General features: G+C 66.6%; 22 protein-coding genes and 1 pseudogene. 3 read left to right on the top strand and 20 right to left on the bottom strand.

Features of this window, described 5'->3' with window-relative positions; genetic code table 11:
- Positions 1 to 63: 63 nt before the first annotated feature.
- The 4 genes from coaBC to mihF all read right to left on the bottom strand — a co-directional run bounded on the left by coaBC (position 64) and on the right by mihF (position 2,752).
- Positions 64 to 1,305, bottom strand: coding sequence for a bifunctional phosphopantothenoylcysteine decarboxylase/phosphopantothenate--cysteine ligase CoaBC (coaBC, locus tag AC5Y42_RS09145; RefSeq protein ID WP_499897481.1), 1,242 nt, complete (start codon positions 1,303 to 1,305; stop codon positions 64 to 66).
- Positions 1,306 to 1,344: 39 nt separating this feature from the next.
- A complete protein-coding gene (gene rpoZ / locus AC5Y42_RS09140) occupies positions 1,345 to 1,674 on the bottom strand; it encodes a DNA-directed RNA polymerase subunit omega (protein WP_499890324.1) in 330 nt (109 codons plus the stop codon).
- A gap of 69 nt (positions 1,675 to 1,743) precedes the next feature.
- Positions 1,744 to 2,370, bottom strand: a complete 627-nt coding sequence (gene gmk / locus AC5Y42_RS09135) for a guanylate kinase (RefSeq protein ID WP_499897479.1) — start codon at positions 2,368 to 2,370, stop codon at positions 1,744 to 1,746.
- Positions 2,371 to 2,434: 64 nt separating this feature from the next.
- Complete coding sequence (mihF, locus tag AC5Y42_RS09130) at positions 2,435 to 2,752, bottom strand: integration host factor, actinobacterial type (RefSeq protein ID WP_003932123.1); 318 nt, start codon at positions 2,750 to 2,752, stop codon at positions 2,435 to 2,437.
- Between the two features lie 518 nt (positions 2,753 to 3,270).
- On the opposite strand from mihF, the gene AC5Y42_RS09125 reads away from it, so the two are divergent.
- The gene (locus tag AC5Y42_RS09125) at positions 3,271 to 3,678 is read left to right on the top strand and encodes a TOBE domain-containing protein (RefSeq protein ID WP_499897478.1); all 408 of its coding nucleotides are present in this window, start codon (positions 3,271 to 3,273) and stop codon (positions 3,676 to 3,678) included.
- A 528-nt stretch (positions 3,679 to 4,206) separates the two neighbouring features.
- Here AC5Y42_RS09125 and pyrF read toward each other — a convergent pair.
- From pyrF to pyrR, 7 genes are all read right to left on the bottom strand, one after another.
- On the bottom strand, positions 4,207 to 5,025 hold the full coding sequence (gene pyrF, locus AC5Y42_RS09120; RefSeq protein ID WP_499897476.1) for an orotidine-5'-phosphate decarboxylase: 819 nt from the start codon (positions 5,023 to 5,025) through the stop codon (positions 4,207 to 4,209).
- Positions 5,022 to 8,369 (bottom strand): carbamoyl-phosphate synthase large subunit, encoded by a 3,348-nt coding sequence (gene carB / locus AC5Y42_RS09115; RefSeq protein ID WP_499897474.1) that lies wholly within the window; start codon positions 8,367 to 8,369, stop codon positions 5,022 to 5,024. Before carB ends, pyrF begins: the two co-directional genes overlap by 4 nt.
- Positions 8,370 to 8,466: 97 nt before the next feature.
- A complete protein-coding gene (carA, locus tag AC5Y42_RS09110; protein ID WP_499897472.1) occupies positions 8,467 to 9,585 on the bottom strand; it encodes a glutamine-hydrolyzing carbamoyl-phosphate synthase small subunit in 1,119 nt (372 codons plus the stop codon).
- Entirely contained in the window at positions 9,582 to 10,082 is a 501-nt protein-coding gene (locus AC5Y42_RS09105) for a PH-like domain-containing protein (protein WP_499897471.1), read from the bottom strand. Before AC5Y42_RS09105 ends, carA begins: the two co-directional genes overlap by 4 nt.
- Positions 10,079 to 11,371, bottom strand: a complete 1,293-nt coding sequence (locus AC5Y42_RS09100) for a dihydroorotase (RefSeq protein WP_499897469.1) — start codon at positions 11,369 to 11,371, stop codon at positions 10,079 to 10,081. The genes AC5Y42_RS09105 and AC5Y42_RS09100 overlap by 4 nt, the downstream gene beginning before the upstream one ends.
- Positions 11,368 to 12,324 (bottom strand): aspartate carbamoyltransferase catalytic subunit, encoded by a 957-nt coding sequence (locus AC5Y42_RS09095; protein ID WP_499897468.1) that lies wholly within the window; start codon positions 12,322 to 12,324, stop codon positions 11,368 to 11,370. Before AC5Y42_RS09095 ends, AC5Y42_RS09100 begins: the two co-directional genes overlap by 4 nt.
- The gene (gene pyrR / locus AC5Y42_RS09090; RefSeq protein WP_499897467.1) at positions 12,321 to 12,884 is read right to left on the bottom strand and encodes a bifunctional pyr operon transcriptional regulator/uracil phosphoribosyltransferase PyrR; all 564 of its coding nucleotides are present in this window, start codon (positions 12,882 to 12,884) and stop codon (positions 12,321 to 12,323) included. Before pyrR ends, AC5Y42_RS09095 begins: the two co-directional genes overlap by 4 nt.
- A gap of 94 nt (positions 12,885 to 12,978) precedes the next feature.
- Here pyrR and AC5Y42_RS09085 point away from each other — a divergent pair, with 94 nt between their 5' ends.
- Both AC5Y42_RS09085 and AC5Y42_RS09080 read left to right on the top strand, forming a co-directional pair.
- On the top strand, positions 12,979 to 13,635 hold the full coding sequence (locus AC5Y42_RS09085; RefSeq protein WP_499897465.1) for a class I SAM-dependent methyltransferase: 657 nt from the start codon (positions 12,979 to 12,981) through the stop codon (positions 13,633 to 13,635).
- Positions 13,632 to 14,837, top strand: coding sequence for a serine hydrolase domain-containing protein (locus tag AC5Y42_RS09080; protein WP_499897463.1), 1,206 nt, complete (start codon positions 13,632 to 13,634; stop codon positions 14,835 to 14,837). The genes AC5Y42_RS09085 and AC5Y42_RS09080 overlap by 4 nt, the downstream gene beginning before the upstream one ends.
- A 91-nt stretch (positions 14,838 to 14,928) precedes the next feature.
- Here the strand turns inward: AC5Y42_RS09080 and AC5Y42_RS09075 are convergent, their stop codons facing one another.
- The 9 genes and pseudogenes from AC5Y42_RS09075 to AC5Y42_RS09035 form a co-directional block, all read right to left on the bottom strand.
- Entirely contained in the window at positions 14,929 to 16,083 is a 1,155-nt protein-coding gene (locus tag AC5Y42_RS09075) for an acyl-CoA dehydrogenase family protein (RefSeq protein ID WP_499897462.1), read from the bottom strand.
- 101 nt (positions 16,084 to 16,184) lie between these two features.
- Positions 16,185 to 16,760: a TetR/AcrR family transcriptional regulator gene (locus AC5Y42_RS09070; RefSeq protein ID WP_499897459.1), complete on the bottom strand. Its 576-nt coding sequence runs from the start codon at positions 16,758 to 16,760 to the stop codon at positions 16,185 to 16,187.
- Between the two features lie 89 nt (positions 16,761 to 16,849).
- Positions 16,850 to 17,299 (bottom strand): annotated as a pseudogene (locus tag AC5Y42_RS09065) (HEAT repeat domain-containing protein); the annotation flags it as partial.
- Between the two features lie 112 nt (positions 17,300 to 17,411).
- Positions 17,412 to 18,584: a site-2 protease family protein gene (locus AC5Y42_RS09060; RefSeq protein ID WP_499897457.1), complete on the bottom strand. Its 1,173-nt coding sequence runs from the start codon at positions 18,582 to 18,584 to the stop codon at positions 17,412 to 17,414.
- Between the two features lie 17 nt (positions 18,585 to 18,601).
- Positions 18,602 to 19,204, bottom strand: a complete 603-nt coding sequence (locus tag AC5Y42_RS09055) for a DUF5994 family protein (protein ID WP_499897456.1) — start codon at positions 19,202 to 19,204, stop codon at positions 18,602 to 18,604.
- Positions 19,205 to 19,458: 254 nt separating this feature from the next.
- On the bottom strand, positions 19,459 to 20,634 hold the full coding sequence (locus tag AC5Y42_RS09050) for an MSMEG_1130 family ribosome hibernation factor (protein WP_499897451.1): 1,176 nt from the start codon (positions 20,632 to 20,634) through the stop codon (positions 19,459 to 19,461).
- Between the two features lie 75 nt (positions 20,635 to 20,709).
- Positions 20,710 to 21,180, bottom strand: coding sequence for an STAS domain-containing protein (locus AC5Y42_RS09045; protein WP_499897445.1), 471 nt, complete (start codon positions 21,178 to 21,180; stop codon positions 20,710 to 20,712).
- A gap of 33 nt (positions 21,181 to 21,213) precedes the next feature.
- Positions 21,214 to 21,714, bottom strand: a complete 501-nt coding sequence (locus AC5Y42_RS09040) for a GreA/GreB family elongation factor (RefSeq protein ID WP_499897444.1) — start codon at positions 21,712 to 21,714, stop codon at positions 21,214 to 21,216.
- Between the two features lie 356 nt (positions 21,715 to 22,070).
- A complete protein-coding gene (locus AC5Y42_RS09035) occupies positions 22,071 to 24,872 on the bottom strand; it encodes an aminotransferase class I/II-fold pyridoxal phosphate-dependent enzyme (protein ID WP_499897442.1) in 2,802 nt (933 codons plus the stop codon).
- Positions 24,873 to 24,905: the final 33 nt, after the last annotated feature.

Here is a 24,905-nt window from a genome sequence, read left to right as displayed (position 1 = left end):
GGCGAAGTATATCGCCATGCTCGTCGCCCGGCCCGCGGGGGCGGGCGTCACACGATAACGCGCCTACCCGCCGCCGCCCTGCAGAAAGGTGGCGATTGCGTCCACGATACGACTGGCCATCAGCGTCTTCGAGCCGTGCTGCAGCGCCGTCTCGGTGCCGTCGGAGCTCAGCAACCAACCGTCGTTGCTGTCCACCTCGAAAGCCTTACCCTCGCCGACGGCATTGACCACCAGCAGGTCGCAGCCCTTGCGGCGCAGCTTGGCCCGGGCGTGGAACAACACGTCGCCGTTATCGTCGCCAGTCTCGGCGGCGAACCCGACGATTGCCCGCATGTTGGGCAGTTGGCCGTCGGCGCGGGACCGCACTGCGGCGGCCAGCACGTCGTCGTTGCGGACGAGCTCGATGACCGGCGGCGCCTCGGCGCCCTTCTTGATCTTGGCGGTCGCCACCTGCGACGGACGGAAGTCGGCGACGGCCGCGGCCATCGCCAGCACGTGGGCGTCGGGCGCGTGCTTGGAGACCGCGTCGCGCAGCTGCTGCGCGGAGCTGACCTGCACCACCTCGACACCGGCGGGGTCGATGAGCCCGGCGGTGTGTCCGGCGATCAGCGTCACCTCGGCGCCGCGCTGGGCGGCCACCCGCGCCAGCGCATAGCCCTGCTTTCCCGAGCTGCGGTTGCCGATAAAGCGCACCGGGTCGATCGGCTCGCGGGTGCCCCCGGCGGTCACCAGCAGCCGGCAACCGGCCATGTCATAGGGCAGCGCGTCGTGCCGCTCCAGCAGCAGGCGGACCAGCGTGGTGATCTCTTCGGCCTCGGGCAGCCGGCCGGCGCCGCTGTCGGCGCCGGTAAGACGCCCGGACGCGGGTTCCAGCACCACGGCACCGCGACGGCGCAGCGTGGCCACGTTGTCCTGCGTGGCGGGGTGTAGCCACATCTCGGTGTGCATGGCGGGCGCGAACAGGACCGGGCATCGCGCGGTGAGCAGGGTTGCGGTGAGCAGGTCGTCGGCCCGGCCGGCGACGGCGCGGGCCAGCAGGTCGGCGGTGGCCGGCGCGACGACGACCAGATCGGCTTGCTGGCCGATCGCGACGTGCGGCACCGCCGGGACATCGTCGAAGACGCCGGTGTGCACCGGCTGGCCGGAGAGCGCCTCGAAGGTCGCGGCCCCGACGAAACGAAGGGCGGATTCGGTGGGGATGACCCGAACCTGGTGGCCGGCCTCGGTGAGCTGGCGCACCACGGTGCATGCCTTGTAGGCGGCGATGCCACCCGAAACGCCGACGACGATCCGTTTGCGGTCCATCACTCCCGCTCTTCGAGCATTCCGTGGCGCCTGACCGTCTTATTCGCCTTCGGTGTGCTCGAGCAGGTCGGCGTGGATCTCGCGCATCGCGATCGACAACGGCTTTTCCTGCAGCCCGGGCTCGACCAGCGGCCCGACGTACTCGAGGATGCCCTCACCGAGCTGGTTGTAGTAGTCGTTGATCTGCCGGGCCCGCTTGGCGGCGTAGATCACCAGCGCGTACTTGCTCGACACGCGGTCCAGCAGCTCGTCGATGGGGGGGTTGGTGATGCCCAGCGGCGTGTCATAGCCGACCGCGCCGGATGCCGGATCCAGTTGATCCATGGTGGAAACGGCGGCAAGTTGTGCGTCGGATTGCGGGGTGCTCACGTAAGTCTTTCTCCTGGCGGCGTAGAGCGGCGGACAATGTGCGGTGGTGAATCGGCTCTAGATGGCGGATCACGCCGTATCCGGCGCGGTGCCCACCAGCAAGGATACCAACTCCGAGCAGGCAGTTTCCAATCGACTGTTCACCACGATCTCATCGAAATCACCCTGAGCTGCCATTTCGGTCCGGGCGGTGGTAAGCCGACGGCGGATTACTTCGGCGGTCTCGGTGCCGCGGCCGACCAATCTGGCCTCAAGCACCTCCCAGCTCGGCGGCGCCAGGAACACCGTGATCGCTTCCGGCAGTGCCTGCTTGACCGCGCGGGCTCCGGCCAGGTCCACCTCGATGAGCACCGGATGGCCGGATTCGGTGGCCTCTCGGACCGGCTGAGCCAACGTGCCGGACCGGTGTAGCCCGCCGTGGATGTCGGCCCACTCCAGCAGCGCGCCCTCGTCGATCAGCTGCTGAAATCGTGCAGCCGTCACGAAGTGGTAGTCGACACCGTCGACCTCGCCCGGACGGGGCTCCCGAGTCGTCGCCGACACGCTGAAGTGCAGGTCGGCGATGCGCTCACGCAGGCAGCGGACCAGCGTCGATTTGCCGACCGCAGAGGGACCGGACAGCACGACAACACGTCCTGCGGCTTGCGGCCGCAGCCGTTCGTCGCGCTCGCCGTCCGGTCCTCCGTCGGCGCTCACCGACTCCCCTCGACTAACTTGCCCGACTGGCGCTCAGGCCCTCCGGCCTGCATCGTCGTCGGGTTTAGGAGAAGTCGAACTTTTCCAGCAGTGCCTTGCGCTGACGATCGCCGAGCCCACGCAGGCGGCGGGTCGGTGCGATTTCGAGCTCAGTCATGATTTCCTGCGCCTTGACCTTGCCTACCTTCGGCAACGCCTCCAGCAGCGCAGATACCTTCATCTTGCCCAAAACCTCGTCGGTCTCAGCATCCTTGAGCACCTGCTTGAGGTTGGTGCCGCCGCGCTTGAGCCGGTCCTTGAGCTCGGCACGCGCTCGACGCGCGGCAGCAGCCTTCTCCAACGCGGCCGCGCGCTGCTCGTCGGTCAACTGGGGAAGGGCCACGATTCCTCCGTCTCATCGATCTTTGGTTTATCTCAGCCGGGTACTCCAGCCAGCGGAGACGACCGTACTCACGGTGCCAGACGAAATCTAACCCGCCCCCCTGGTTAGAGCCACAAAGGCCCAGCGTGCGGGGCGGTGCGGCGGTACTTCGGCGGGACGCGCAGCGGCGTGGCCGGGCACCGGCCCGACGAGCTACCTTCGCCTGAGCGGGACCCGGATCCGCTGTCTAGCAGGGGTTTTGGCTGCCGCTCCGGCCTGACGCTGGGCGAGGCCCAACCGTCGCGAGTGCCTTAAAAGGTGCTGACAACCCGAAATTTGATCAATTACGCACGTCACGGCGTGTCGCGCGTGTCGCGCGGCGCTTCGCGCCGGAGCCGGCAACGCGGCTCTCGGCGTTTACCGGGCGGGATGGGCGGGGCCGGGCCACGTGACAGCTGTTACTACGTTTCGTAGTAGGGACTGACGTTATCCGCGCCGACGGGCGGGTCCGGAGTAGTCGCACAGGATAGGATCGGCTCGTGCCGACGATGCGGATCCGTGAGGCCGCCGAGTTGCTGGGGGTCAGCGACGACACCGTTCGGCGGTGGATCGACCAGGGCACCCTGTCCGTCAGCCACGACCAATCCGGCCGAAAGGTGATTGCCGGCGACGTCCTGGCGGAATTCGCGCGAACCAACGCGCCGCTACAGCCGCCAAACCCGCTCGGCGTCGGCAGTTCGGCACGCAACCGCTTCGTCGGCTTGGTCACCAAAGTGGAGACGGACAAGGTGATGGCCCGCGTCGAGATGCAGTGCGGACCCTTCACCGTCGTCTCCCTGATGAGCGCGGAGGCCGCTCGCGAGTTGGAGCTCGAGCCTGGCAGCGTCGCGGTGGCCATCGTCAAAGCCACCACCGTCATCGTCGAAACACCCGGACAGTCCGCCTAACCAGGCGCGTGTCGGCAAGATACGCCGCGTCGTCGGATCCGGATGCCATGTCCGCCGACTGGCAGCCAAATCACAACTACCCGTGCGCATTTCCGTTAGTTGTTAGCAGGCCGTCCACAACGCCGGCTCAGCATGACAACGGCTTTGCCGCTTAACGTTCAGGGCGTAGGCCGACAACATACGAGATGGAAAGGGAGTAAGACCTGTGAACGCAAAACGAATGCTGTGCGCCTCGTCGATCGCTGCCGGCGTCGGACTGGCTGGGCTCGTGAGCGGCGGTATCGCGACGGCGAATGCGGCTCCAGCACCGGGCATTTCGCCGGTGGCTACCAGTAAGGGTGCACCCGCCCCGGCCCCTGGACCGAGCGTCAAACTCGACCACCACGACCGGAAAAAGGTCGTCAAACGACAAGAAGCAACTCAAGCACCACCCCGCTCAGATCACGCCGACTTCCGGCCGTCGCTGAGTACTCGCGCAGGATGAAGGCGGGCCATCACCGAGTGGCCCGCCTTCTGGTAGCCGGTGCGTTATCCCGCAGTCAGGTATGCGACCGCGTCGCGCATCTGCTCGCCGGCCGCGCGCAGGGCGACGACGTCCGGTCCGGCCCGCAGCACGTCGCGCGACACCGCGGGCCACAGCTGGTTTGAGCTCGCCCCACCCAGTCGCGATAACGCGTCGGCCCGGCCACCCTGAGCGCCGATACCAGGCAGCAGCACCGGCCCACCGAGGTCGTTGAGATTGGGCACCTCGGCCAGCGTGGCGCCGACGACAACCCCGACCGAAGCGGGCTGGCGGGTCCGGTTCCACGCGGCGACGTCGTCGACCACGGTCTGCGCAACAGTGCGACCGCCGCTCATGGCCCGCTGCACGCCGGCGCCTTCCGGGTTGGAGGTGGCGGCCAGTACGAATACTCCCCGCTCGCGGCTCACCGCGGTGTCCAGCAGCGGCTGCAGCGAACCGAATCCCAGATAGGGCGAGGCTGTCACCGCGTCGGCCGTCAGCGGCGACTCGCCCAGCCACGCTTCGGCGTAGGCGGCCATCGTCGACCCGATATCGCCCCGTTTGGCATCGGCCAACACCAGCACACCAGCGGCACGCAGGGCGCCGATCGTGCGCTCCAATACCTGGTATCCGGCAGCACCATAGGCCTCGAAAAACGCCACTTGCGGTTTGACCATGGCGAATCCGGCGAACGCCTGCACACAGGTGTCGCAGAACGCGGCCAATCCGTCGGGTGTCGGCGGCAAATCCCAGCTGCGCAACAGTTCAGGATGGGGGTCTATCCCAAGGCATAACGGTCCGCGCTGCGACCTGGCCTCGGCCAGTTTGGCGCCGAATCCGCTCATGCTCGATGGTCGCCGATGGCGCTGTGCAACTCTTGCAGCGAGCGCACGCCGATGTCTCCGCGGATTCCCGCTTCGATGCCCTGGACGGCGGCCGAGGCGCCCTGCACGGTTGTCACGCAGGGGATGTTCATTCCCACTGCTGCCGAACGGATCTCGTAACCGTCGATGCGCGGCCCGGAGTTGCCGTAGGGCGTGTTGATCACCATGTCGACCTCGCCGGCGCGGATCGCGTCGACAGCCGACAGCGGCGGTCGGTCCGGTCGCGGCGGTTCGAAATGCTTCCGCACCTCGTCGCAGGGAATGCCATTACGGCGCAGCATCTCCGCGGTGCCTTCGGTGGCCAGCACCCGAAAGCCCAAGTCGGCCAGCCGCTTGACCGGGAACACCAGCGACCGCTTGTCGCGGTTGGCCACCGACACGAACACCGTGCCCTGCGCCGGCAACGAACCGTAGGCGGCGGTTTGGCTTTTGGCGAATGCGCTGCCGAAGTCGCGGTCGATGCCCATGACCTCGCCGGTCGATTTCATCTCAGGCCCCAGCAACGAGTCGATTCCAGAACCGTCGGCGGTACGGAACCGGTGGAACGGCAACACCGCTTCCTTGACCGCGATTGGAGCATGCGGCGCCGCGCTGGCACCATCACCGGAGGCCTCCAATAGCTTCTCCGAGCGCAGCTGGGCAATGTTGGCGCCCAGCATGATTCGCGCGCACGCCTTGGCCAGCGGTATCGCCGTCGCCTTCGAGACAAAGGGCACCGTGCGGCTGGCGCGCGGGTTGGCCTCCAGCACGTAGAGCACGTCGTCCTTCAGCGCGAATTGCACATTGAGCAGTCCCACCACGCCGATGCCGTGCGCGATTGCCTCGGTGGCCCGTCGCACCTTTTCGATATCGGTGCGCCCCAGCGTGACCGGAGGTAGTGCGCACGCCGAGTCCCCGGAGTGGATGCCGGCCTCTTCGATGTGCTCCATGATGCCGCCGATATAAACTTCGCTGCCGTCGCACAATGCGTCGACGTCGATTTCGATCGCATCCTCGAGGAAACGGTCAACCAGCACCGGGTGCTCGGGCGACAACTCGGTGGCGCGGGCGATGTAGCCCTGCAACGTCTCGTCGTCGTAGACGATCTCCATGCCCCGACCGCCCAGCACATACGACGGCCGCACCAGCACGGGGTAGCCGATCTCGGCGGCGATCCGGCGGGCCTGCTCGTAGGTTGTCGCGGTGCCGAACCGTGGCGCCGGCAACCCCGCCGCGTTGAGTACGTCACCGAAGGCGCCGCGGTCTTCGGCCAAATCGATCGCTTCCGGCGGCGTTCCGACGATCGGCACGCCGGCGTCGGCAAGCCGTTGCGCCAGGCCAAGCGGCGTCTGGCCGCCGAGCTGCACGATGACACCGACCACTCCCGGGCCACCGATGCCCGACTGGGACTCGGCGTAAAACACCTCCAGCACGTCCTCGAAGGTCAACGGCTCGAAGTACAACCGGTCAGCGGTGTCGTAGTCGGTGGAGACGGTCTCCGGGTTGCAGTTGACCATCACCGTCTCGAAGCCGGCCCGCGACAACGTGGTTGCCGCATGTACGCAGCTGTAGTCGAACTCGATGCCTTGCCCGATGCGGTTGGGGCCCGACCCGAGGATGAGCACCTTGGGTTTGTCGGTTTGCGGGGCTACCTCGGTTTCAGCGGCCGGGTCGAGCTCGTAGCTGCTGTAGTGGTACGGCGTCTTGGCCTCAAACTCCGCCGCGCAGGTGTCCACCGTCTTGTACACCGGGTGGATACCCAGCCGCCCCCGCAGTGACCGCACGCCGTCCTCACCGGCCAATTCCGGTCGCAGCGCGGCGATCTGGCGGTCGGACAGGCCGTTGTGTTTGGCGCGCTGCAGCAGATCCACGTCGAGCACCGCGGCGTCGGCCAGCTCACGCCGCAGCCCCACCAGTTCGGCGATCTGCGCGACGAACCACGGGTCGACTCCGGATGCGTCCGACACCTGCTCGACCGAAGCGCCCAGCCGCAACGCCAGCTCGATATCGTAGAGCCGGCCCTCGGTCGGGGTGCGCAGCCGCTCCAGGGTGTCCTCGACGTCGGTTTGCGGGTCCGGCTTGGTCCAGAACCCGGCACGACTGGTCTCCAGCGACCGCATCACCTTGCCGAGTGCCTCGACGAAGTTGCGGCCCAACGACATTGCCTCGCCGACGGATTTCATTGTGGTGGTCAGCGTCGGATCGGCGCCGACGAACTTCTCGAACGCGAACCGCGGCGCCTTGACCACGACGTAGTCCAGCGTGGGTTCGAAACAGGCTGGGGTCTCTTTGGTGATGTCGTTGAGGATCTCGTCGAGGGTGTAGCCGATGGCCAGTTTGGCGGCGATCTTGGCGATCGGAAATCCGGTGGCCTTCGACGCCAGCGCCGAGGACCGCGACACCCGCGGATTCATCTCGATGACGATTAGCCGACCATCGCGCGGGTCGACCGCGAACTGAATGTTGCAGCCGCCGGTGTCCACGCCGACCTCACGCAGGATCGCGATGCCCAGATCCCGCATCCGCTGGTATTCCCGATCGGTCAGGGTCATCGCCGGCGCGACGGTCACCGAGTCACCGGTGTGCACACCCATGGGGTCGACGTTTTCGATCGAGCACACCACCACGACGTTGTCGTTGCCGTCGCGCATCAGCTCGAGTTCAAATTCCTTCCAGCCGTAGATCGATTCCTCGATCAGCACGTTGGCGCTCGGCGAGGCGGCCAGCCCGGCGCCGGCCATCCGCTCGACTTCCTCGGCGCTGTGCGCCATTCCCGAGCCCAGACCGCCCATGGTGAAGCTCGGCCGTACCACCACCGGCAGCCCCAGCTCCTCGACGGTCTCGCGGACCTCGTCCATCGTGAAACACACGCGGCTGCGTGCGGATTCGCCGCCGACCTTGGCGACGATGTCCTTGAACCGCTGCCGGTCCTCGCCGCGCTGGATGGCGTCGAAATCAGCGCCGATCAGCTCGACGCCGTAGCGCTCCAGAACCCCGTTCTCGTAGAGCGCGACCGCGGTATTGAGTGCGGTTTGGCCGCCCAGGGTGGCCAATAGCGCGTCGATCTTGTTGCCGCGCTCGGCCTGCTGGGCGATGACCCGTTCGACGAAGCCCGCGGTGATCGGCTCGACGTAGGTGTGGTCGGCATACTCCGGGTCGGTCATGATGGTGGCCGGGTTGGAGTTGACCAGGCTTACCTGCAGGCCCTCGGCGCGCAGCACCCGGCAGGCCTGAGTGCCCGAATAGTCGAACTCGCAGGCCTGCCCGATGACGATCGGCCCGGACCCGATCACCAAGACATGGTTGAGGTCATTACGACGCGGCACTAGTTGCCCACCTTTCTGGCGCGAGCGTGCGTGTTCCCGCCCGCACGCTCGGCGTGTCGGGCGGGAACACGCACGCTCGCGGTAATGGTGAGGGGGCTCATCGCCGGGCCTCCATCAGGTCGACGAACTGGTCGAACAGGTATTCCGCGTCGTGCGGCCCGGCGGCGGCCTCCGGATGGTATTGCACCGAGAAAGCCTGCCCGTCAGCCAGTTTGACGCCTTCCACGACACCGTCATTGGCGCAGGTGTGGCTGACGACCGCCGGGCCGAACGGCGTGTCGAACCGTTGCCCCGCCTCGCCTTCCAGGGCGAAGCCATGGTTCTGCGCGGTCACCGCGACCCGCCCGGTGGCATGGTCCATCACCGGGATGTTGATCCCGCGGTGACCGAACACCATCTTGTAGGTGGACAGGCCCAACGCGCGGCCCAGGATCTGGTTGCCGAAACAAATGCCGAACAACGGGATTCCGGCGCCCAGCACCTCTCGGGTCACCTCGACGACATGCGCGGCGGTGGCCGGGTCGCCCGGACCGTTGGACAAGAACACGCCGTGCGGCCTGATCTCGGCGATCTGCTCGAAGGTCGTCGACGACGGCAGCACATGGCTGCGGATGCCGCGGCGGGCGAAGTTGCGCGGCGTGTTGGTCTTGATCCCGAGATCGAGCGCGGCCACGGTAAACCGGTGCGACCCTTCGGGATCGACGACGTAGCTGCCGTCCGTGCTGACTTGGCCCGCGAGGTCGGCGCCCAGCATCGGCTGCTGGCCCCGCACCCGCTGCAGTAACTCTTCAGAGTCGGCGAGCGCGGCACCGGAGAACACGCCCGCTTTCATCGCGCCGCGGCTGCGCAGATGCCGCACCACCGCGCGGGTGTCGATGCCAGCGATCCCGACGATCTGTTGGCGGACCAGTTCGTCTTCGAGCGTGGTGGTGGCCCGCCAGTTCGACGGGCGCGGCGAGAGATCCCGCACGGCATAGCCGGCGACCCAGATTCGATCGCCGCGGCTCTCGGCGTCCTCGTCGTTCCAACCGGTATTGCCGATCTGCGGAGCAGTCGCGATCACGATCTGACGGTGGTAGCTGGGATCGGTCAACGTCTCCTGATAACCCGACATTCCAGTGGAAAACACCGCTTCGCCGAGCGTTTCGCCGATCGCCCCGAACGGGGTCCCGCTGAAGATCCGGCCGTCCTCCAGGACCAGCACTGCTTTCATCACGCTTCCTCCGGCAGCCAGCGGGCGTAATCGTCGCGGTTGTCGCCGCAAAAGCCGGTGTCGATCTCGGCGCCGGAGGGCAGCCGCCAGCGGATCGCCAGGATCCCGTTGCGCGGGGTCACCTTGCCGACAATGCCGCGTTCGGTGCGGATGGCGCCGATCGACTCTTGCGGAATCCAGATCGGCCGGCCGCCGCTGCGTTGCACCATGATCCCCTCCGGGTAGCGGGTCAGCACCGCCTTGGTGCGGTAGCCCAGATCTCCGACCGCGACCCGGTCGTGCCAGCTGGGCACCAGCGTGCAGCCGACATAGATGCCGCGCGTCGGCGCGACGGTCGGCGCGCCCACCGTGTCGGGCACCGGCGGCAGCGTGCCGATCAGCGCGGCCTGCCGCTCGCCGCGGCGGCGCCAGCCGCGGATCATCAGCTGGATCACGAACGTGATCCCCACCACCAAAACAGCGGCGAAGATCAGCGAGATGACCAGCGTCCCGGAGTTCACGCTGGGCTCTTTCCGTCGCGGGCGGTGACCTTGCCGCGCAACAGCGTCGCGGTCACCGCCGCAGGCAGCGTCATCGATTCGTAGGGCGTGTTGGCCGATCGACTGGCCAACTCCGCGCCGGTTACCGTCCAGCTGGCATCGGGATCCACCACGGTCAGGTTGGCCGGTTCGCCGACTTCCAGCGGGCGGCCCTGATCGGGCAACCGGGCAATGCGGGCAGGATTTTCGCTCATCACCCGCGCCACGTCCCGCCAGGTCAGCAAGCCTGGGCCCACCATCGTCTGGACCACCACGGACAGCGCGGTCTGCAGGCCGAGCATGCCGGGCAGCGCAGTGGCGAACTCGACGCACTTCTCGTGCTCGGCGTGGGGTGCGTGATCGGTGGCCACACAGTCGATTACCCCGTCGGCCAAGGCTTGACGCAACGCGATAGCGTCGGCGGCCTCGCGCAGCGGCGGGTTGACCCGGTTGGTGCCGTCGTAGCTGGCGAGTCGACTGTCGTCGAGCAGCAGGTGATGCGGTGTCACCTCGGCGGTAATCGAAATACCTTGTTGTTTAGCCCATTTCAGGAGCTCGACGGTGCCGGCGGTGGAGGCATGGCAGATGTGTACCCGGGCACCGGCGTCGCGGGCCAGCAGCGCGTCGCGGGCGACGATCGACTCTTCGGCCGCCCGGGGCCATCCCGACAGCCCCAGCCGCGCCGCAGTGGGGCCTTCATGGGCGACGGCGCCGGCCGTCAACCGTGGCTCCTCGGCGTGCTGGGCGATCAGCACACCAAGGCCGGTCGCGTACTCCAGGGCGCGGCGCATCACCAGCGGGTCATAGACGCACTTGCCGTCGTCGGAGAACATCCGCACCTGTGCGGCGCCGGCCGCCATCATGCCCATCTCGGTGAGTTGAGTGCCGGCCAGGCCGACGGTGACCGCTCCGACCGGGTGCACGTCGACCAGGCCGACCTGCTGGCCGCGATGCCAGACGTGGTCGGTGACCACCGGGCTGTCGGCGACGGGATTGGTGTTGGCCATGGCGAACACCGCGGTGTAGCCGCCGAGCGCAGCTGCGGCCGAACCGGTTTCGATGTCCTCGGCGTATTCGCGGCCCGGTTCACGCAAATGCGTGTGCAGATCGACGAATCCCGGCAGCAGCACCTGCCCGGTGGCGTCGATCACGTCGGCGGAATCGGGAATCGCCAGTCCCGCACCGATTTCGGCGATCTGACCGTCGTCGACCAGCACGTCGACCCGGTCGCCCTCGCCGTAGCGGCGCACGCCGCGGATCAGCACACTCACGCTGCGATATCCTCCGCCCCCACCAGCAGGTGGAACAGTACCGCCATTCGCACATGCACCCCGTTGGAAACTTGCTGCAACACCGCCGATTGCGAAGAGTCGGCCACTGAGAACGCGATCTCCATGCCGCGCAGCATCGGACCCGGATGCAGCACCACGGCGTGGCCGGGCAGCATGGCCTGCCGCCGGTCGGAGAGCCCGTAGAGCACTGAATATTCGCGCGCAGTCGGGAAAAAGCCGCCGTTCATCCGCTCGGCCTGTACCCGCAGCATCAGCACCGCATCAGCAGCGGGCAGTTCGGCGTCCAGGTCGTAGGACACGGTGACCGGCCAGTCGGCGACCCCGACCGGCAGCAGCGTGGGCGGCGCCACCAGCACCACCTCGGCACCCAGGGTCGCCAACAGCATCACGTTGGAGCGGGCAACCCGGCTGTGCAGGATGTCGCCGACGATCACGACGCGCCGGCCCTCGATGCCGCCGAGCCGCTGCCGGATGGTCAGGGCGTCCAGCAGCGCCTGGGTCGGATGCTCGTGGGTGCCGTCGCCGGCATTGATCACCGACGGCCCAGCCACGTCGGTGCCTAAAGGAGACGTCCAGTCGGCAAGCCGATGCGCCGCACCCGAGGCCGGATGGCGGATCACCAACGCGTCGGCGCCGGCCGCGCGCAGCGTCAGCGCGGTATCGCGCAGCGACTCCCCTTTGGCCACCGACGATCCCGTCGAACTGACGTTGATCACGTCGGCGCTCATCCACTTGCCGGCCACCTCGAACGACACCCGGGTGCGGGTGGAGTTCTCGTAGAACATCGTGATCACGGTGCGACCTCGCAGCGTGGGCAGCTTGCGCACCTCACGTCCCACTAGGGCCTCGGCGAACCGGTCGGCGTCGTCGAGGATCGCGGTGGCCTCGTCACGGGACAGGTCACCGGCCGCCAACAGGTGCCTCGGGCTCATCGGGAGATCACCACCCCATCACGGTCGTCGTGCTCGACCAGCAGTACATGCACACTCTCGCTGCGCGAGGTCGGCACGTTCTTGCCCACGTAGTCGGCGCGCACCGGCAGCTCACGATGGCCGCGGTCGACCAGCACGGCCAACTGCACGGCTCGCGGCCGGCCCTGGTCGCGCAGCGCGTCGAGCGCCGAGCGCACCGACCGTCCGGAGTAGAGCACGTCGTCGACGAGGATCACCAGCGCGTCGTCGATGCCCCCGACCGGGATCGAGGTGGCCTCCAGCGGGCGCGGCGGCTTTTGCATCAGATCGTCGCGGTACAGGGTGATGTCCAGCGCGCCCTGGTCGACCGTCACGCCGCTGAATTCGGCGATGTGGGCGGCCAGCCGCTCGGCCAGCGCCACCCCGCGGGTCGGGATGCCCAACAGCACCACCCTTGGCGCGTCGGGTCCGTCCAGCGCGGTCTTTTCGATGATCTGGTGCGCGATACGGGAAATGGTGCGGCTCACGTCGGCCGCCGACATCAATTCGCGGCCGGTGCCGGTGTCTCCCGCAGCACCCATGCGAAACCTTGACCTCCTTCTCCGCCTCACCGGACGGATCGTTAAAGGATGTCGACTGTCGGGCAGCCTAGCACTGCCCACTACCCTGGCGAAAATGACAGGCACCGAATCGTCCGGCTTTTCCGGGATCGATTTCGACGCGCTCTATCGTGGCGAAAACCCGGGCGCAGGCCGGCCGGCGGTGACGACCCCGCCCTGGGACACCAAGGCACCCAAGGACAGCGTTGTCGCTTGGCAGCAGCAGGGCCTGGTGCACGGTGAGGTCCTCGACGTCGGTTGCGGTCTCGGTGACAACGCCGTCTATCTGGCCCGCCGGGGTTTCCGCGTCACCGGACTCGACATCTCCCCGACCGCGCTGATCACCGCCGAGCGCCGCACCAGGGACGCGGGCGTAGAGGTGACGTTCACGGTGGGCGACGCGACCACCCTGTCGGGCTACACCGACGCCTTCGACACAGTCATCGACAGCGGCATGTTCCACTGCCTCGACGAGGACGGCAAACGCAGCTACGCCGGCGCGGTGCACCGCGCCACTCGGGCCGGCGCCACCTTGTTGCTCAGCTGCTTTTCCGACGCCAACCCGCCGGACGAGGAGTGGCCGCGGCCCGCAGTGTCCGAGCAGACACTGCGCGATGTGCTCGGCGATGCCGGCTGGGACATCGAGTCGCTGGAACCGGCGGCGGTGTACCGCGAAGGATGGGGCGGCGAGATGGTGTTCTGGTACGTCCATGCGCAACGGCGGGCCGAGTGAACCTCGAGGGAAATCAGACCTCCATGCGCGAGGCCTGCGACTACGGGCTGCTCGCCGGCGCATTGACCATGGTGTGGCAGCGCGGAAAAGTGTTGCAGGTCAATGAAGTCGGTTACCGCGACCTTGATGCCGGGCTGCCGATGCAGCGCGACACATTGTTCCGAATCGCGTCGATGAGCAAGCCGGTCACCGTCGCCGCCGCGATGAGCCTGGTCGACGAGGGCAAGCTCGCGTTGCGCGCGCCGATCTCGCGGTGGCTGCCCGAATTCGCCGAGATGCGCGTGCTCGACGACCCGGCTGGTCCGCTGGATCGGACACATCCGGCGCAGCGGGCGATCCTGGTCGAGGATCTGCTCACCCACACCAGCGGTCTGGCATATGGATTTTCGGTCGGCGGTCCGATCTCGCGGGCGTATGTTCGGTTGCCGTTCAGTCAAGGTCCCGATAGCTGGCTTGCCGCGCTGGCTGATCTGCCGCTGGTCCACCAACCGGGTGACCGGGTCACCTACAGTCACGGCATCGACGTGGTCGGCGTGCTGGTCTCGCGGATCGAGGGCAAGCCATTTCATCAGGTTCTCGACCAACGGATTCTGCAGCCGCTGGGCATGACCGACACCGGGTTCTGCGTCTCGGTCGAGGGGCGGCGGCGAGCCGCGACGATGTACCGGCTCGATGAGAACGACCGGCTGCGCGACGACGCGATGGGGCCGCCGCACCTGACGATGCCGAATTTCTGTAACGCCGGCGGCGGACTGTGGTCGACGGCCGACGACTATCTGCGATTCGTTGAAATGCTGCTGGCTGAGGGGACTCTCGACGGCGTCCGCGTGCTGTCGGAAGAGTCGGCGCGCGCGATTCGCACCGACCGGCTCACCGCCGAGCAGAAGCGACATTCGTTCCTGGGGGCGCCGTTCTGGATCGGCCGCGGGTTCGGGCTGAACCTTTCGGTGGTGACCGATCCGGCCAAGTCGGCGCCGTTGTTCGGGCCCGGCGGGCTGGGGACGTTCAGTTGGCCGGGCGCTTACGGGACGTGGTGGCAGGCCGATCCGGCCGCCAACCTGATCCTGCTGTACCTGGTTCAGAACCTGCCCACGCTCTCATCGGATGCGGCCGCCGCGGTCGGGGGGAACACGTCGCAGGCCAAACTGCAAGCCGTACAACCGAAGTTCGTGCGCCGCACCTACCGCGCGTTGGGGTTGTAGGGTTTCGCGCCGATTGTGCGGTTTCGTACGCGACGCGCCCGCGGTAGGCGTATCAAGTCGCACACTCGTGGCGCTCAGAACCTCCGAGGCGTCAGATCATCGCGATCGGTGAGACTTTCACACCGATCTCCAGTGCGCCGGCCAGTTCGCGGCTGACGTCGTAGTCGAATACCACATGCCCGGAGATGACGTCGACGTCCCTTTTGGCCCGCTGCAACGGGTTGTCCAGAAATTGCGCGCTGGCCCCGGAGGCTTCCAGCAGATCGGCGATCACCGCACGCGATTCGTGCACGATATGCGCGGCGCCCACCCGGGCGTTCGCACGGGCCGCCCGGCTGACCCGCTGCCCGCTACCGACGGCGTCCTGGATCCGGTTTGCGGTGTCGTCGAGTAACGCGCGCAACGCCTGCAGCCGTACCCGTGCTTGACCGAGTCGCAGTTGTGCGGCCGGTTGATCCTTTTGCGCCACACCGGAATATGCGAGCACCCGCTCGCCGAGTCGCCGTGCATAAGTGTCGGCGACCAGTTCTGCCGAGCCCAGCGCAGGCATCGCGGCTGTCAGGGCCAGGGCGGGCACCATCGGCCAGCGGTAGGTCGCCGCGTCATGCAACTGCGCACCCGGTGTGGTGCCGGCGTAGATGTCGGTGACCTTGACCAGGCGGTGGCCGGGCACCCATACGTCGTCGACGATGACGTCGTTGGAGCCGGTCGCGCACATCCCCGCGGTATGCCAGACGTCGTCGACTTGGATGTCGGAGGCCGGCAGTAGCACCAGCGCCGGGTCCGGGTCACAGAACGCGCCGACCAACACCCAGTCGGCGTCCATCACGCCGGTCGCCCATGACCACCGTCCGGACAGCCGAAAGCCACCGTCGACCGGGGTGCCCCGTCCGGTCGGTGCCAGCGGCGCCGGACACAGCACCGGCCCGTTGGCGAACACTTCGTCCTGGGCCTTCTCGCTCAGCAGCGCCAACATCCAGTTGTGCAGGGTGTAGAAGCCCAGCGTCCAGGCGCTCGACGCGCAGCCGTGGGCCATTCGCCGTACCGCATCGAAGATCTCGGGAAACTGCGCCTGCTGCCCGCCGTACCGCGCCGGTTGCAACAGCCGCGCCAGTCCACAGGCCCGGTAGTCGGCAATGGTGTCCTGCGGCAGTCGGCGCAGTTTCTCCGCCTCGCCCGCGCGCTCGGCCAACCGGTCCACGAAGTCGTCGGTGATCCCCGGCGCAGCCGCGGGTGATGCCGTCATGTCAGGCACGTTACCATACCTTTTGGTATGGTAGTCGGCGATCGAAGTCGCGATCGGTGAAAAGCCCGCGCGGCGACCAGTTTCGGCGTCATTGGGCGGCATCAATGCCGCAGCATCACCTCGAGGAACGCTTCGCGACGGCCGGCGGCTTGCGGGCTCGGCCGCGAGCCAGACAGGTGCAAGAACCCGATCCCTGCGGCAAACGTGGCGTTGGCCCGCATATCAGCCTGGTCGGTGTCGAAGCCGTCGTCGACGAAAGCCTGCCGCACGGCGGCGACGACACGTTGGTCCGAGGCGCGCACCGCATGAGCGACTGCCGTCTCCGAGCGCGCCCATTCCCGCATTGCGCGCTCCAGCATCCAGTGCCGCGGACCGACCAGCGCGGTCATCATCCGCGACAGCCGCTGGCGAGGCGGATCGACCGCCAAGTCGTCGAAGTACCAGCGATCCTCGTCGCGGACGGCCGCCCAGGCGTCGATCAGCGCTTTGCGGTAGGCCTTCATGTCGCTGAAGTGCCAGTAGAAGCTGCCTTTGGTGACCCCCAGCCGACGGCAGAGCCGGTCGAGGGTCAGGGCCTTGATGCCGTCCTCGGCGAGTACCCGAAAACCTTCCTGCACCCAGTCTTCTACGGAGAGCCGGGAATTGGCTGAATCACCCGAAGTCGCCACGCTCGCCAAGCCTAGCCACCCAGTGCGACGCTGATTGCCGAAATTCGCCGCTTTGGCCGACGGCCACGTGCGGGTCGCGCGGCTGCGCTGGTCAACGGCTATGTGGAGTCGCCGGCCAACGCATGCCGGGCGTAGGCGCGGACGTCGGCGTCGTTGTCTTTGAGCGCCACGCTCAGCGCGTCCCGCACCGCGGCTTCACCGCCCCACCGGGTCAGGCTCAGCACGGCCGCCTTGCGCACGTCGAGGTGCTCATCGCCCAGCGTCTGGACGAGCAAGGGAACCGCCGACTCAGGCGGGGCCCCGGACAGCGCGCGCGCCGCGCCCTCCCGTAGTTGCCAGGCCGATGACCGGAGCGCCTGCTCAACCACAGTCAAATCATCGGCGCTGCAGCCCAATTCGCCAGACGCGGCGAGTGCTGCGGCACACACCAGTGGATCGGGGTCGCCGAGCAGCCTGTGGACGACGTCGGCACCGGCCTGCAGTGTGGCCAGGCCGTTGGCCGCGGTAATGCGGACCTCCCGGTTGTTGTCACCTCGTCGCGAAAATACCGCGACTCGGGCGAACTCTCCGCAACGGCGCCGGCTCCTCTGACTGGCAGAACGGATCGATTGACTTCTGCCGGATGGCATCAGAGTCGAACCCGCAGCGCGTGCCTGACGGCTAGTTCACCCCAGAGGTCGTTTCGGCGATGTCGGCGCCGCTGGTTCCGGTCCGTACACCCAGGCCGTGTAGCGCGGCCGCACGGCTGATGTCGCTGGGCGAGACGATGCCAACCAGGTCGTCGTCGCGGAATACGAGCGCCCTGCCATCTGCGCATCCTTTGAGCCTGGAGAGCAAGGCCGATAACAGTTCGTCCGGCCGGGCTCGCGGAATCTCATCCGGCGGGCAGGCCACCTCGCGCAGCAGCGTGGTCGCCCGCCGCGCGGCCGGAACGGCGCGGATCCGGTTGAGGGTGACAAGGCCTTGCAGCCGCGCGGCGTGGTCGAGCAACGGGAATGCGGAGTGCCGGCGCAACAGCGCGATGTCGCGCAGAAACTCGGCGATGCTGGAGTTGCCGTCCGCCGTTTCGGGGTGCTCGGTCATGACGTCGCGAACCCGGACTCCCGCCAGCGCCGCGCTCGTCCGGGCATGGTGCTCCTCAGCGCTGGCCATGGTGACGACGAACAAGCCGAGCAGGATCCACCACAGACCGCTCCCGAGGCCACCACCGATAGTTTGCAGTATGCCCAACGCGATCAGAGTGAAGCCGAAAATTCTGCCCGCCCTTGCGGCTACCACCGTCGCGGTGAGCCGATCACCTCGCCATGCCCATACCGCGGCGCGCAGGATCCGCCCGCCATCCAATGGCGCCGCCGGGATCGTATTGAAGACGGCGAGCACCACATTGATCACGGCCAAATAGCCGGGTACCGCCACCATCAGGGCGTTCATGTCGGCCAGATTGCCCAGCCAGGCCACTGCGCCGAATACCGCTGCCATCAGCAGACTAGTGAGGGGACCGATCGCAGAAATGCGGAAATCAGCGCCGGGCGTGGAGGCCTCGCCGCGCAGCCGGGCGACCCCGCCGAGCAGCCACAGCGTGATGCCCTCCACTTCCACGCCGTTGCGTTGCGCCACGATCGCATGAGCCAGTTCGTGGGCCAGCAGCGACACCACGAACAGCACAGCGGCCACCACCGCCGCCAGCGGGTATGCGCCTGACGGGAACCCTGCGGCGAGCCGCGAAAAACGCACCGACAGACCGCCGATCAGCAGCACCACGATGGCCAATACGCTCCAGTGCACACCGACGGCCACACCGGCTATCCGCCCCAGCCTTACCGTCGAATTCATAGTCGCCCCTTCGCTTCTCATCTCATGCCGGCGGCCGCTGTGGCCTGAGCGCAGGGTTTTTGGCCCGGACCGACGATGTGTGGCCGCGATCGTGCGCGCAGGTCCCGCTGAGCTCCTCCTTCAGATTCCCAGCGGTTCAGTGCTATTAAGGCTTGGTGGCGATCCTTGGCCTGGCGCTCGCTGATCCCGAGTAGCCGGTCGGGTGCGCAAACATTCCCGGCGCTGGCCGCGGTTGTCATCGCCGTGTACGCATCGCTGGCATCGGTGTATGGCGGGACCAGCAGGAGGGCCAATTTCCCAACCCGCTTCCCGAAAACTGTTATGACGTTTGGCGCGTCTTGGCTGGCGTCGAGAATCACGTCGCCGCCTTGGTGGTCGACGCTCGGCGGTGTTGGTGACCAATCAGTTTGGTGATATCGCACCCGGTTAATCGGCCCGAACCGTGACGAGAGTGCGCCGAGCAGCCCGGGAAGCTCGGCGGCAAGCCTCATCGATCGTGGCCACCAGGCTCCCTGCACGAAGCCACACGACCGGTGTGCGGGCTTCAGCCGCAATCTTATGGCCCCGATTGCCGGCCGGCGCGGTGCTACCGCACCAACGCCTTCTGTGGTTGCTGACATGTACTGCCCTTCGGACCTTGTTGTTCGATGTTCTTCGCGCAACGCTCGTTTCGGTGCACGCATCGCGCGTCGCTCCCTTCGCGGTCGATGCGTTTGGCGCTGACCATCACCGACGCCTGCGCTCGAACCCTGCTAGTCACGCTCCATGGTGGTACGGATTTTCGATGACTGCCTTGGCGTGGTGCGACAACGCGAATGTCTGCTTTTGTCGCTTCGCCACAGCGCCACTTGTCGAAGGAGAGCCGAGCTAGCCTTTACCAGCGCAGCAGCGCAGCCACACCCGCGGTGTCTCTCAACACCCCTTCGGCCGCACCCTCGACGGGACTAATTCGGGCCCCAGTATTGAGTGCTCGCTCGACCAGCCTTTCGGTCAATCGTGGCTCGCGCGTTCCCGGTTGTCCGTCGGGGCCGACCTCGTTTCCGGCGTACAACGTCCGGTCGGCACCCACCATCCCGGTGTAGCGGACCTGCGGGTCGTACACCAAGTGTGCGACTCTCCCGTCGTTCAACGCTGCAGCTGCCTCGGATAACCCGAGGGCGGCGGTACCCGTCCCGGCGGCATCGCGGACATGCTCCAAGAGCTGCCTTTCCCGTTCGCCCTGCTGCTCATGAACCCATTCCGTGACGGCCGTTGCGAGCGCAACATCATCCAGTCCGTTGAGGACCCGAGCGTCGTGGAATACCTTGCCGCGAAGCGTGTGGGGGAACCTCGCGACGGTCGGTTCGGTCCATCGTTCCCCGCCACTGATCAATATCCGCTCCCAGCCGCGATCATCGGCCAGCGCCGCAGCCGCCTTGGTGACCTGGTCTAAGAATCGCTCGATCCGGTCGCGGTCGCGAGCTTGCCGCTGTTCGCGCACCGGCGAGTGAAACTGCCCTTCCGGGCCGCCGCCGACTTGGCCGGCACGCTCGTGCGGCGCCTCAGCGTACGGCTGCGCCATCTCACTCAGCATCCGAAGCGACCCGACTCGCCACTCGAGCAGCCGGGCCTCCTCCGCTGACACCAGGACGACGCCAGCCGCCCGACCCTCATCGAGCAACTCCAGCAGCGGATGGATGAACGGTCCACCGTCGAATACCACCCGATTGGCCACTGGCATCGCGCTCTCAAATCGCAGAATCCAGTCGCTATCCAACGCGGCGAAGGCGATGCGGCCTCGTCCCGATGCTGCCGGGCTTGCCAGACTCTCGATTTGTGGCCAGAGTCGCTCGAGCGCGGCAGCCACGTCGCGGTGCTGATCAGAACCGGCATCCTCGGCAACCCGACGCTGCAACTCCCGAAAACGGTTTCTCAGGTCGATTGCGACGCCTTGCAGGTTCGGGTCTTGGCTGGGATCTGCGCTTACGTAGACGGACAACACCCCAAGCTTGTCGGTTCGCTGGGAGATTTCCCGCAGATCGTCCTCATCGAGCCGCTCGATCGCGCTCATAGTTCGCCACCTCGTTCCCTTCGCCGGTCCTTCAAGACATGTGCCGCGCATTGCGGTAGTCCCGCCCGCTCTCCCTCATCTGACCGCCGCTGGGCGACGCGACACCGTTGGCGCCCATGTCTGGTGATAAAGCGCCAGCAACCGCCGGGCGTCCTTCGGGTCGGCTGCGACGGGCAATCGGTCGGTGCTGTCCATTGCGCGCAGGAGCCGGCTGACCGCCTCGTTGGCAACCAGAGCCCATTGCACGCCTATCCGCTGGCAGTGTTGGGCGAATCCAATCAAGGCTTGGAAGCCTTGGCCGCCAACGAAATCCACTCCGGAGAGGTCAACGATGAAAGATCGTCCTCGGTTGGCCAGATCATTGACATAATCGCTCAGCAGCTCGGCACCACAAGCGTCGAGGACGCCACGTACCTCGACAGCGGTGATATCCGGTTGGAAATGTGTACTCAGCAACATTCGCGGCCGAACGGTTCCCGCCCAACCACCTCGGGCAAGCTGGCGTGTGCGGCACTTCACGCCAAAAGGCTTGTTAGCGATAGACACTGGGCCTCCTGATTGTTTACTTCGCGGCAGCTGCTAACGCTCCGCCACGATCGCTGCGGCCGATGAAACAGATTGAGACTGCGAGCTTTTCCAGGAACGCGTGCCGTTGGGCACAACCTCGAGCAACGTTATGGGCAGGTGTGCGCCATCGGGGATCGCGTAGCTGCGCTGTTCGCCGGGGCGCGCGCCGGCGATCGCACGACCTAACGGCGATGCCATCGAATAGGCCTTGACGTGCGCGTCTTCCGCGGCGCGAGCACGCCTGCCGAGCGAAAACATTTCGGTTTCGCCGGTGGCATCGTAGCGGATAGTGAGCAGCATTCCTGGCTCGGCGGTGCCGTCGCCAGAAGCCTTCTCATCAACGACGGCGTTGGTGAGCAGGTCGTGAATCTTGTGAATGCGCTTTATCAGTGCCGTGTCGCGCCTGCCGAGATTCCCGTCGTAATCCATCAAGTCGTCGGGGACTTCAATGCCGGGCTGCGAGCGCAGCGCCGCCAATTCGTTCTGCAAGCGGACATAGTCCTGCCGTGTCATGCAAACTCGTTCGGTCGCAGTCATTTTGGGTCCTATCCTTAGGTATCGACGGTTACCAACACCCATTGTCGGCTAGGCCGGCACCGCAGCGCTTGCCCCAACGCGACAAGCCCGCCGTGCGCTGTTGTCGTTTTCCAACAAGACCGCCGTACCCCGTAATGCGCCGTCTTGGCCCGCGCAGGGTGAAACCATTCGTCGCGACGTCGTCATCCAGCCGGGGCCGGCGAGCCGTCGATGATCAGGCCGCGGGGCGGCCACTATATTTTCGTTGTCGACCGGTTGGGGCGAACGTGCGCAGATCCGGTTATCGGCACGGCGTGTCGGCCGGGGACACGCACGCTCGCGCCAAAGTGGGGTTACCCGAGGATGGCGCGGGTCGACGCCACAGCCACGTGCGCGGCGTTGCCGTTGCCGCTTGCCTCAGCCACGGCGCGACGAGCTGCGGTCATCCGCTGCAACGCGTCCTCGGTGAACACCGACAGCCCCAACTCCGGGTTGTAGCCGTGGATTTCCTTGACGTCGAGCTCGGCAAGGAAATACAGGATTTCCTTCGAGATCATCTGACCCGGCACCAGCACCGGGAAACCGGGCGGATAGGGCACCACGAACGTCGTGGACACTAACGGTTTTCCGTCGGAAAGCCGGCGCCCGGCCGCGCCGAGCTGAACGTGTTCACGGTCGGAATCCTCGTATCCGGCGTAGAACGCCGACCGCATGTCGCCGAACAGGCAGACCTTGTCGGGGCGGAATGCGTTGTCAAATTCGCTGAAGTCGGGCAGCGGCGGCAGGTCCTCGGTGATCTCCTCGACCCGGCGCTGTTGCAGCGCGCGATCGTCCTTGCTGGCCGCGCATTGGCTTCGCTCGAAGTCGGTGGCCACCCGACGCAGCGCGTCGAGCAGGTAGTGAACGCTCGACCAGGTGACACCGATCGTGAAGATCAGCAGCACGCTGTTGATCGAGGTCTTGTTGATCTGAATGCCGAACCGGTCCATCAGGATCTTCTCGCGGAAGTCGTAGCCGTTCATTCCGGTCTTGCCGATGAACAACGTCACCCGGGTCGGATCGAGTACGAACTGATCGGAGCGCCAGGCCTCGTTCCACTCGGCCAGCGCGCCTTGCCGGACCTGACGGTAGGAACTGACCGTCGACGCCCGGAACTCGTCGGGCACCAGGTCGGACTCGTCGAGGATGCGAAACCACTTGCCGATCAACCGGTCTTTGCGCACCCGGTGGCGAAACACCAGCGCCATGTCGTAGACATAGCGCACCATCTGGAAGCCCTCGATGTCGACCTGGCGGCGCGCCAAATCCAACGAGGCCAGCAGCTGCTGATTGGGTGAGGTCGAGGTGTGGGTCAAAAACGCCTCACCGAACGCGTCACGACTCAGCGCCTTGAAATCCTGGTCGCGGATGTGGATCATCGACGCCTGCCGAAGCGCCGACAGCGACTTGTGGGTCGAATGCGTCGCATACACTCGGACCCGCGCTCGGTCGGGGTCGGGCAGCAACCGCCGGGTACGCCACTGTTCGCGGTCGACCCCCTGCATCGACGCCTGCCATTCCCGGTACTGCTCGGCGTAGGCGGCAGACGACAGCATCGATTCCAGTTGCTCGGCGGCAATCATCGCCGTGCGCTGCCGCGCCCAGGGCACCGCGGTGGCAAACGCGTACCACGCCTCGTCCCACAAAAAGCAGATGTCCGGTTTGATGGCCAGCACTTCCTCCATCACCCGGCGCGGGTTGTAGACGACGCCGTCGAAAGTGCAGTTGGTCAGCAGCAGCATCCGTACCCGGTCCAGCTGTCCGGCCGCCTCGAGATCGAGCAGCGCCTTTTTGATGGTGTCCAGCGACACCGCTCCATAGATGGCGAACGGCTTCAGCTCGTAGGCATCCAGGTACAACGGGTAGGCGCCGGCGAGCACCAGGCCGTAATGGTGTGACTTATGGCAGTTGCGGTCGATCAGCACGATGTCGCCGGGCCGGGTCAGGGCCTGCACGACGATCTTGTTGGCGGTCGACGTGCCATTGGTGACGAAGTAGCTGTTGTTGGCATTCCAGGTCAGCGCGGCTTTGTCCATGGCCGCCCTGATGGTGCCGTGTGGGTCCAGCAGCGAATCCAGTCCGCCCGAGGTCGATGACGTCTCGGCCATGAAGATGTTGCGGCCGTAGAACTCCCCCATGTCCTGCAGCGACTTTGAATTGAAGATGCTGGCGCCACGGGCGACCGGAAGAGCGTGAAACTGGCCGGCCGGCCGCGCCGCGTAGGCGCGCAGCGCGTCGAAAAACGGTGTGGCGAAGCGATTCCGGATGCCGGCAAGCACGGTGCTGTGCAGGTCGGTGACATCGTTGAGCCGGTAGAACGTGCGGTCGTAGATGTCCGGTTCGTCCTCGGTGTCCGCGGCGATCGACTCGTCGGTGAGCAGGTAGAGATCGATGTGCGGCCGCAGCTCGCGAATCCACTCGCCGCACTCCACCCAGTCGTGGGTGCGGTCGGTGGCGACCACGTCGTCGTTGGCGCCCAACAATGTGGTCATCAACGGCACCCGGTCGCGGGAACGCAGTGGCAAGTCATGGCGGATGATCGCGGCCTGAATCTCGCCGTTCAACGCGACCGCGGTGATGGCGTCCTCGACGCTGGTCACCACCAACAGCTCGAACTGCACGTCGTCGGATGGATCGCGCAGCGCGCGCAGGCATTCGGCCAGGCTCTCCGGGGCCGTCTCCGGGGCATCGTCGCCAAGTAGCACGGTGTAGAACTGCTGTTCTTTGGCCCGGGCCACCAACTCCTGATCGGCCAGCGACGCCGAAGTGTCGAACAACGCTGCGCGGTCGCCGTATTCGGAGAGCAGCCGCACCGCAAGCGACACCCCGTCGGAGAGGCTGACGGTGGCGAGGTTGTCGAGATACCGGCGGAAGGTGGCAAGGTTCTCCGCGCCGGGGTACAGCCAATACCGCTCGTAGGCACCGAGGCGATTAAGCAGCCGCTTGACCCGGGCCGCCTCGTGGGTGGTGTCCAAGCCGGCACGGTTGACCACCGCGAGCTGATGGCAGGCGTCGTCGAGCAGGTTCCAGGTATCAATTCGCGAGTACGACGGATTGGCTACCGCCGCCAGCGCGGAAACCCGAAGCCGTCTAGGGCGCTCGCCGTTACGATCCATCTGGCCAGTGTGTCTCGCCGGTGATCACGATGA

It is taken from the genome of Mycobacterium sp. NGS48 (assembly GCF_059812585.1).
Note: the sequence above shows the minus strand (reverse complement) of the source record. Positions and strands in the feature narration are given on the sequence as shown.

What these genes read in the sequence shown, in the direction of transcription:
- coaBC (WP_499897481.1), bottom strand. Translation starts at nt 1,305, where the DNA reads ATGGACCGCAAACGGATCGTCGTCGGCGTTTCGGGTGGCATCGCCGCC.
- pyrF (WP_499897476.1), bottom strand. Translation starts at nt 5,025, where the DNA reads ATGAGCGGATTCGGCGCCAAACTGGCCGAGGCCAGGTCGCAGCGCGGA.
- AC5Y42_RS09095 (WP_499897468.1), bottom strand. Translation starts at nt 12,324, where the DNA reads ATGAGCCCGAGGCACCTGTTGGCGGCCGGTGACCTGTCCCGTGACGAG.
- pyrR (WP_499897467.1), bottom strand. Translation starts at nt 12,884, where the DNA reads ATGGGTGCTGCGGGAGACACCGGCACCGGCCGCGAATTGATGTCGGCG.
- AC5Y42_RS09085 (WP_499897465.1), top strand. Translation starts at nt 12,979, where the DNA reads ATGACAGGCACCGAATCGTCCGGCTTTTCCGGGATCGATTTCGACGCG.
- AC5Y42_RS09075 (WP_499897462.1), bottom strand. Translation starts at nt 16,083, where the DNA reads ATGACGGCATCACCCGCGGCTGCGCCGGGGATCACCGACGACTTCGTG.
- AC5Y42_RS09060 (WP_499897457.1), bottom strand. Translation starts at nt 18,584, where the DNA reads ATGAATTCGACGGTAAGGCTGGGGCGGATAGCCGGTGTGGCCGTCGGT.
- AC5Y42_RS09055 (WP_499897456.1), bottom strand. Translation starts at nt 19,204, where the DNA reads ATGTCAGCAACCACAGAAGGCGTTGGTGCGGTAGCACCGCGCCGGCCG.
- AC5Y42_RS09050 (WP_499897451.1), bottom strand. Translation starts at nt 20,634, where the DNA reads ATGAGCGCGATCGAGCGGCTCGATGAGGACGATCTGCGGGAAATCTCC.
- AC5Y42_RS09040 (WP_499897444.1), bottom strand. Translation starts at nt 21,714, where the DNA reads ATGACACGGCAGGACTATGTCCGCTTGCAGAACGAATTGGCGGCGCTG.
- AC5Y42_RS09035 (WP_499897442.1), bottom strand. Translation starts at nt 24,872, where the DNA reads ATGGATCGTAACGGCGAGCGCCCTAGACGGCTTCGGGTTTCCGCGCTG.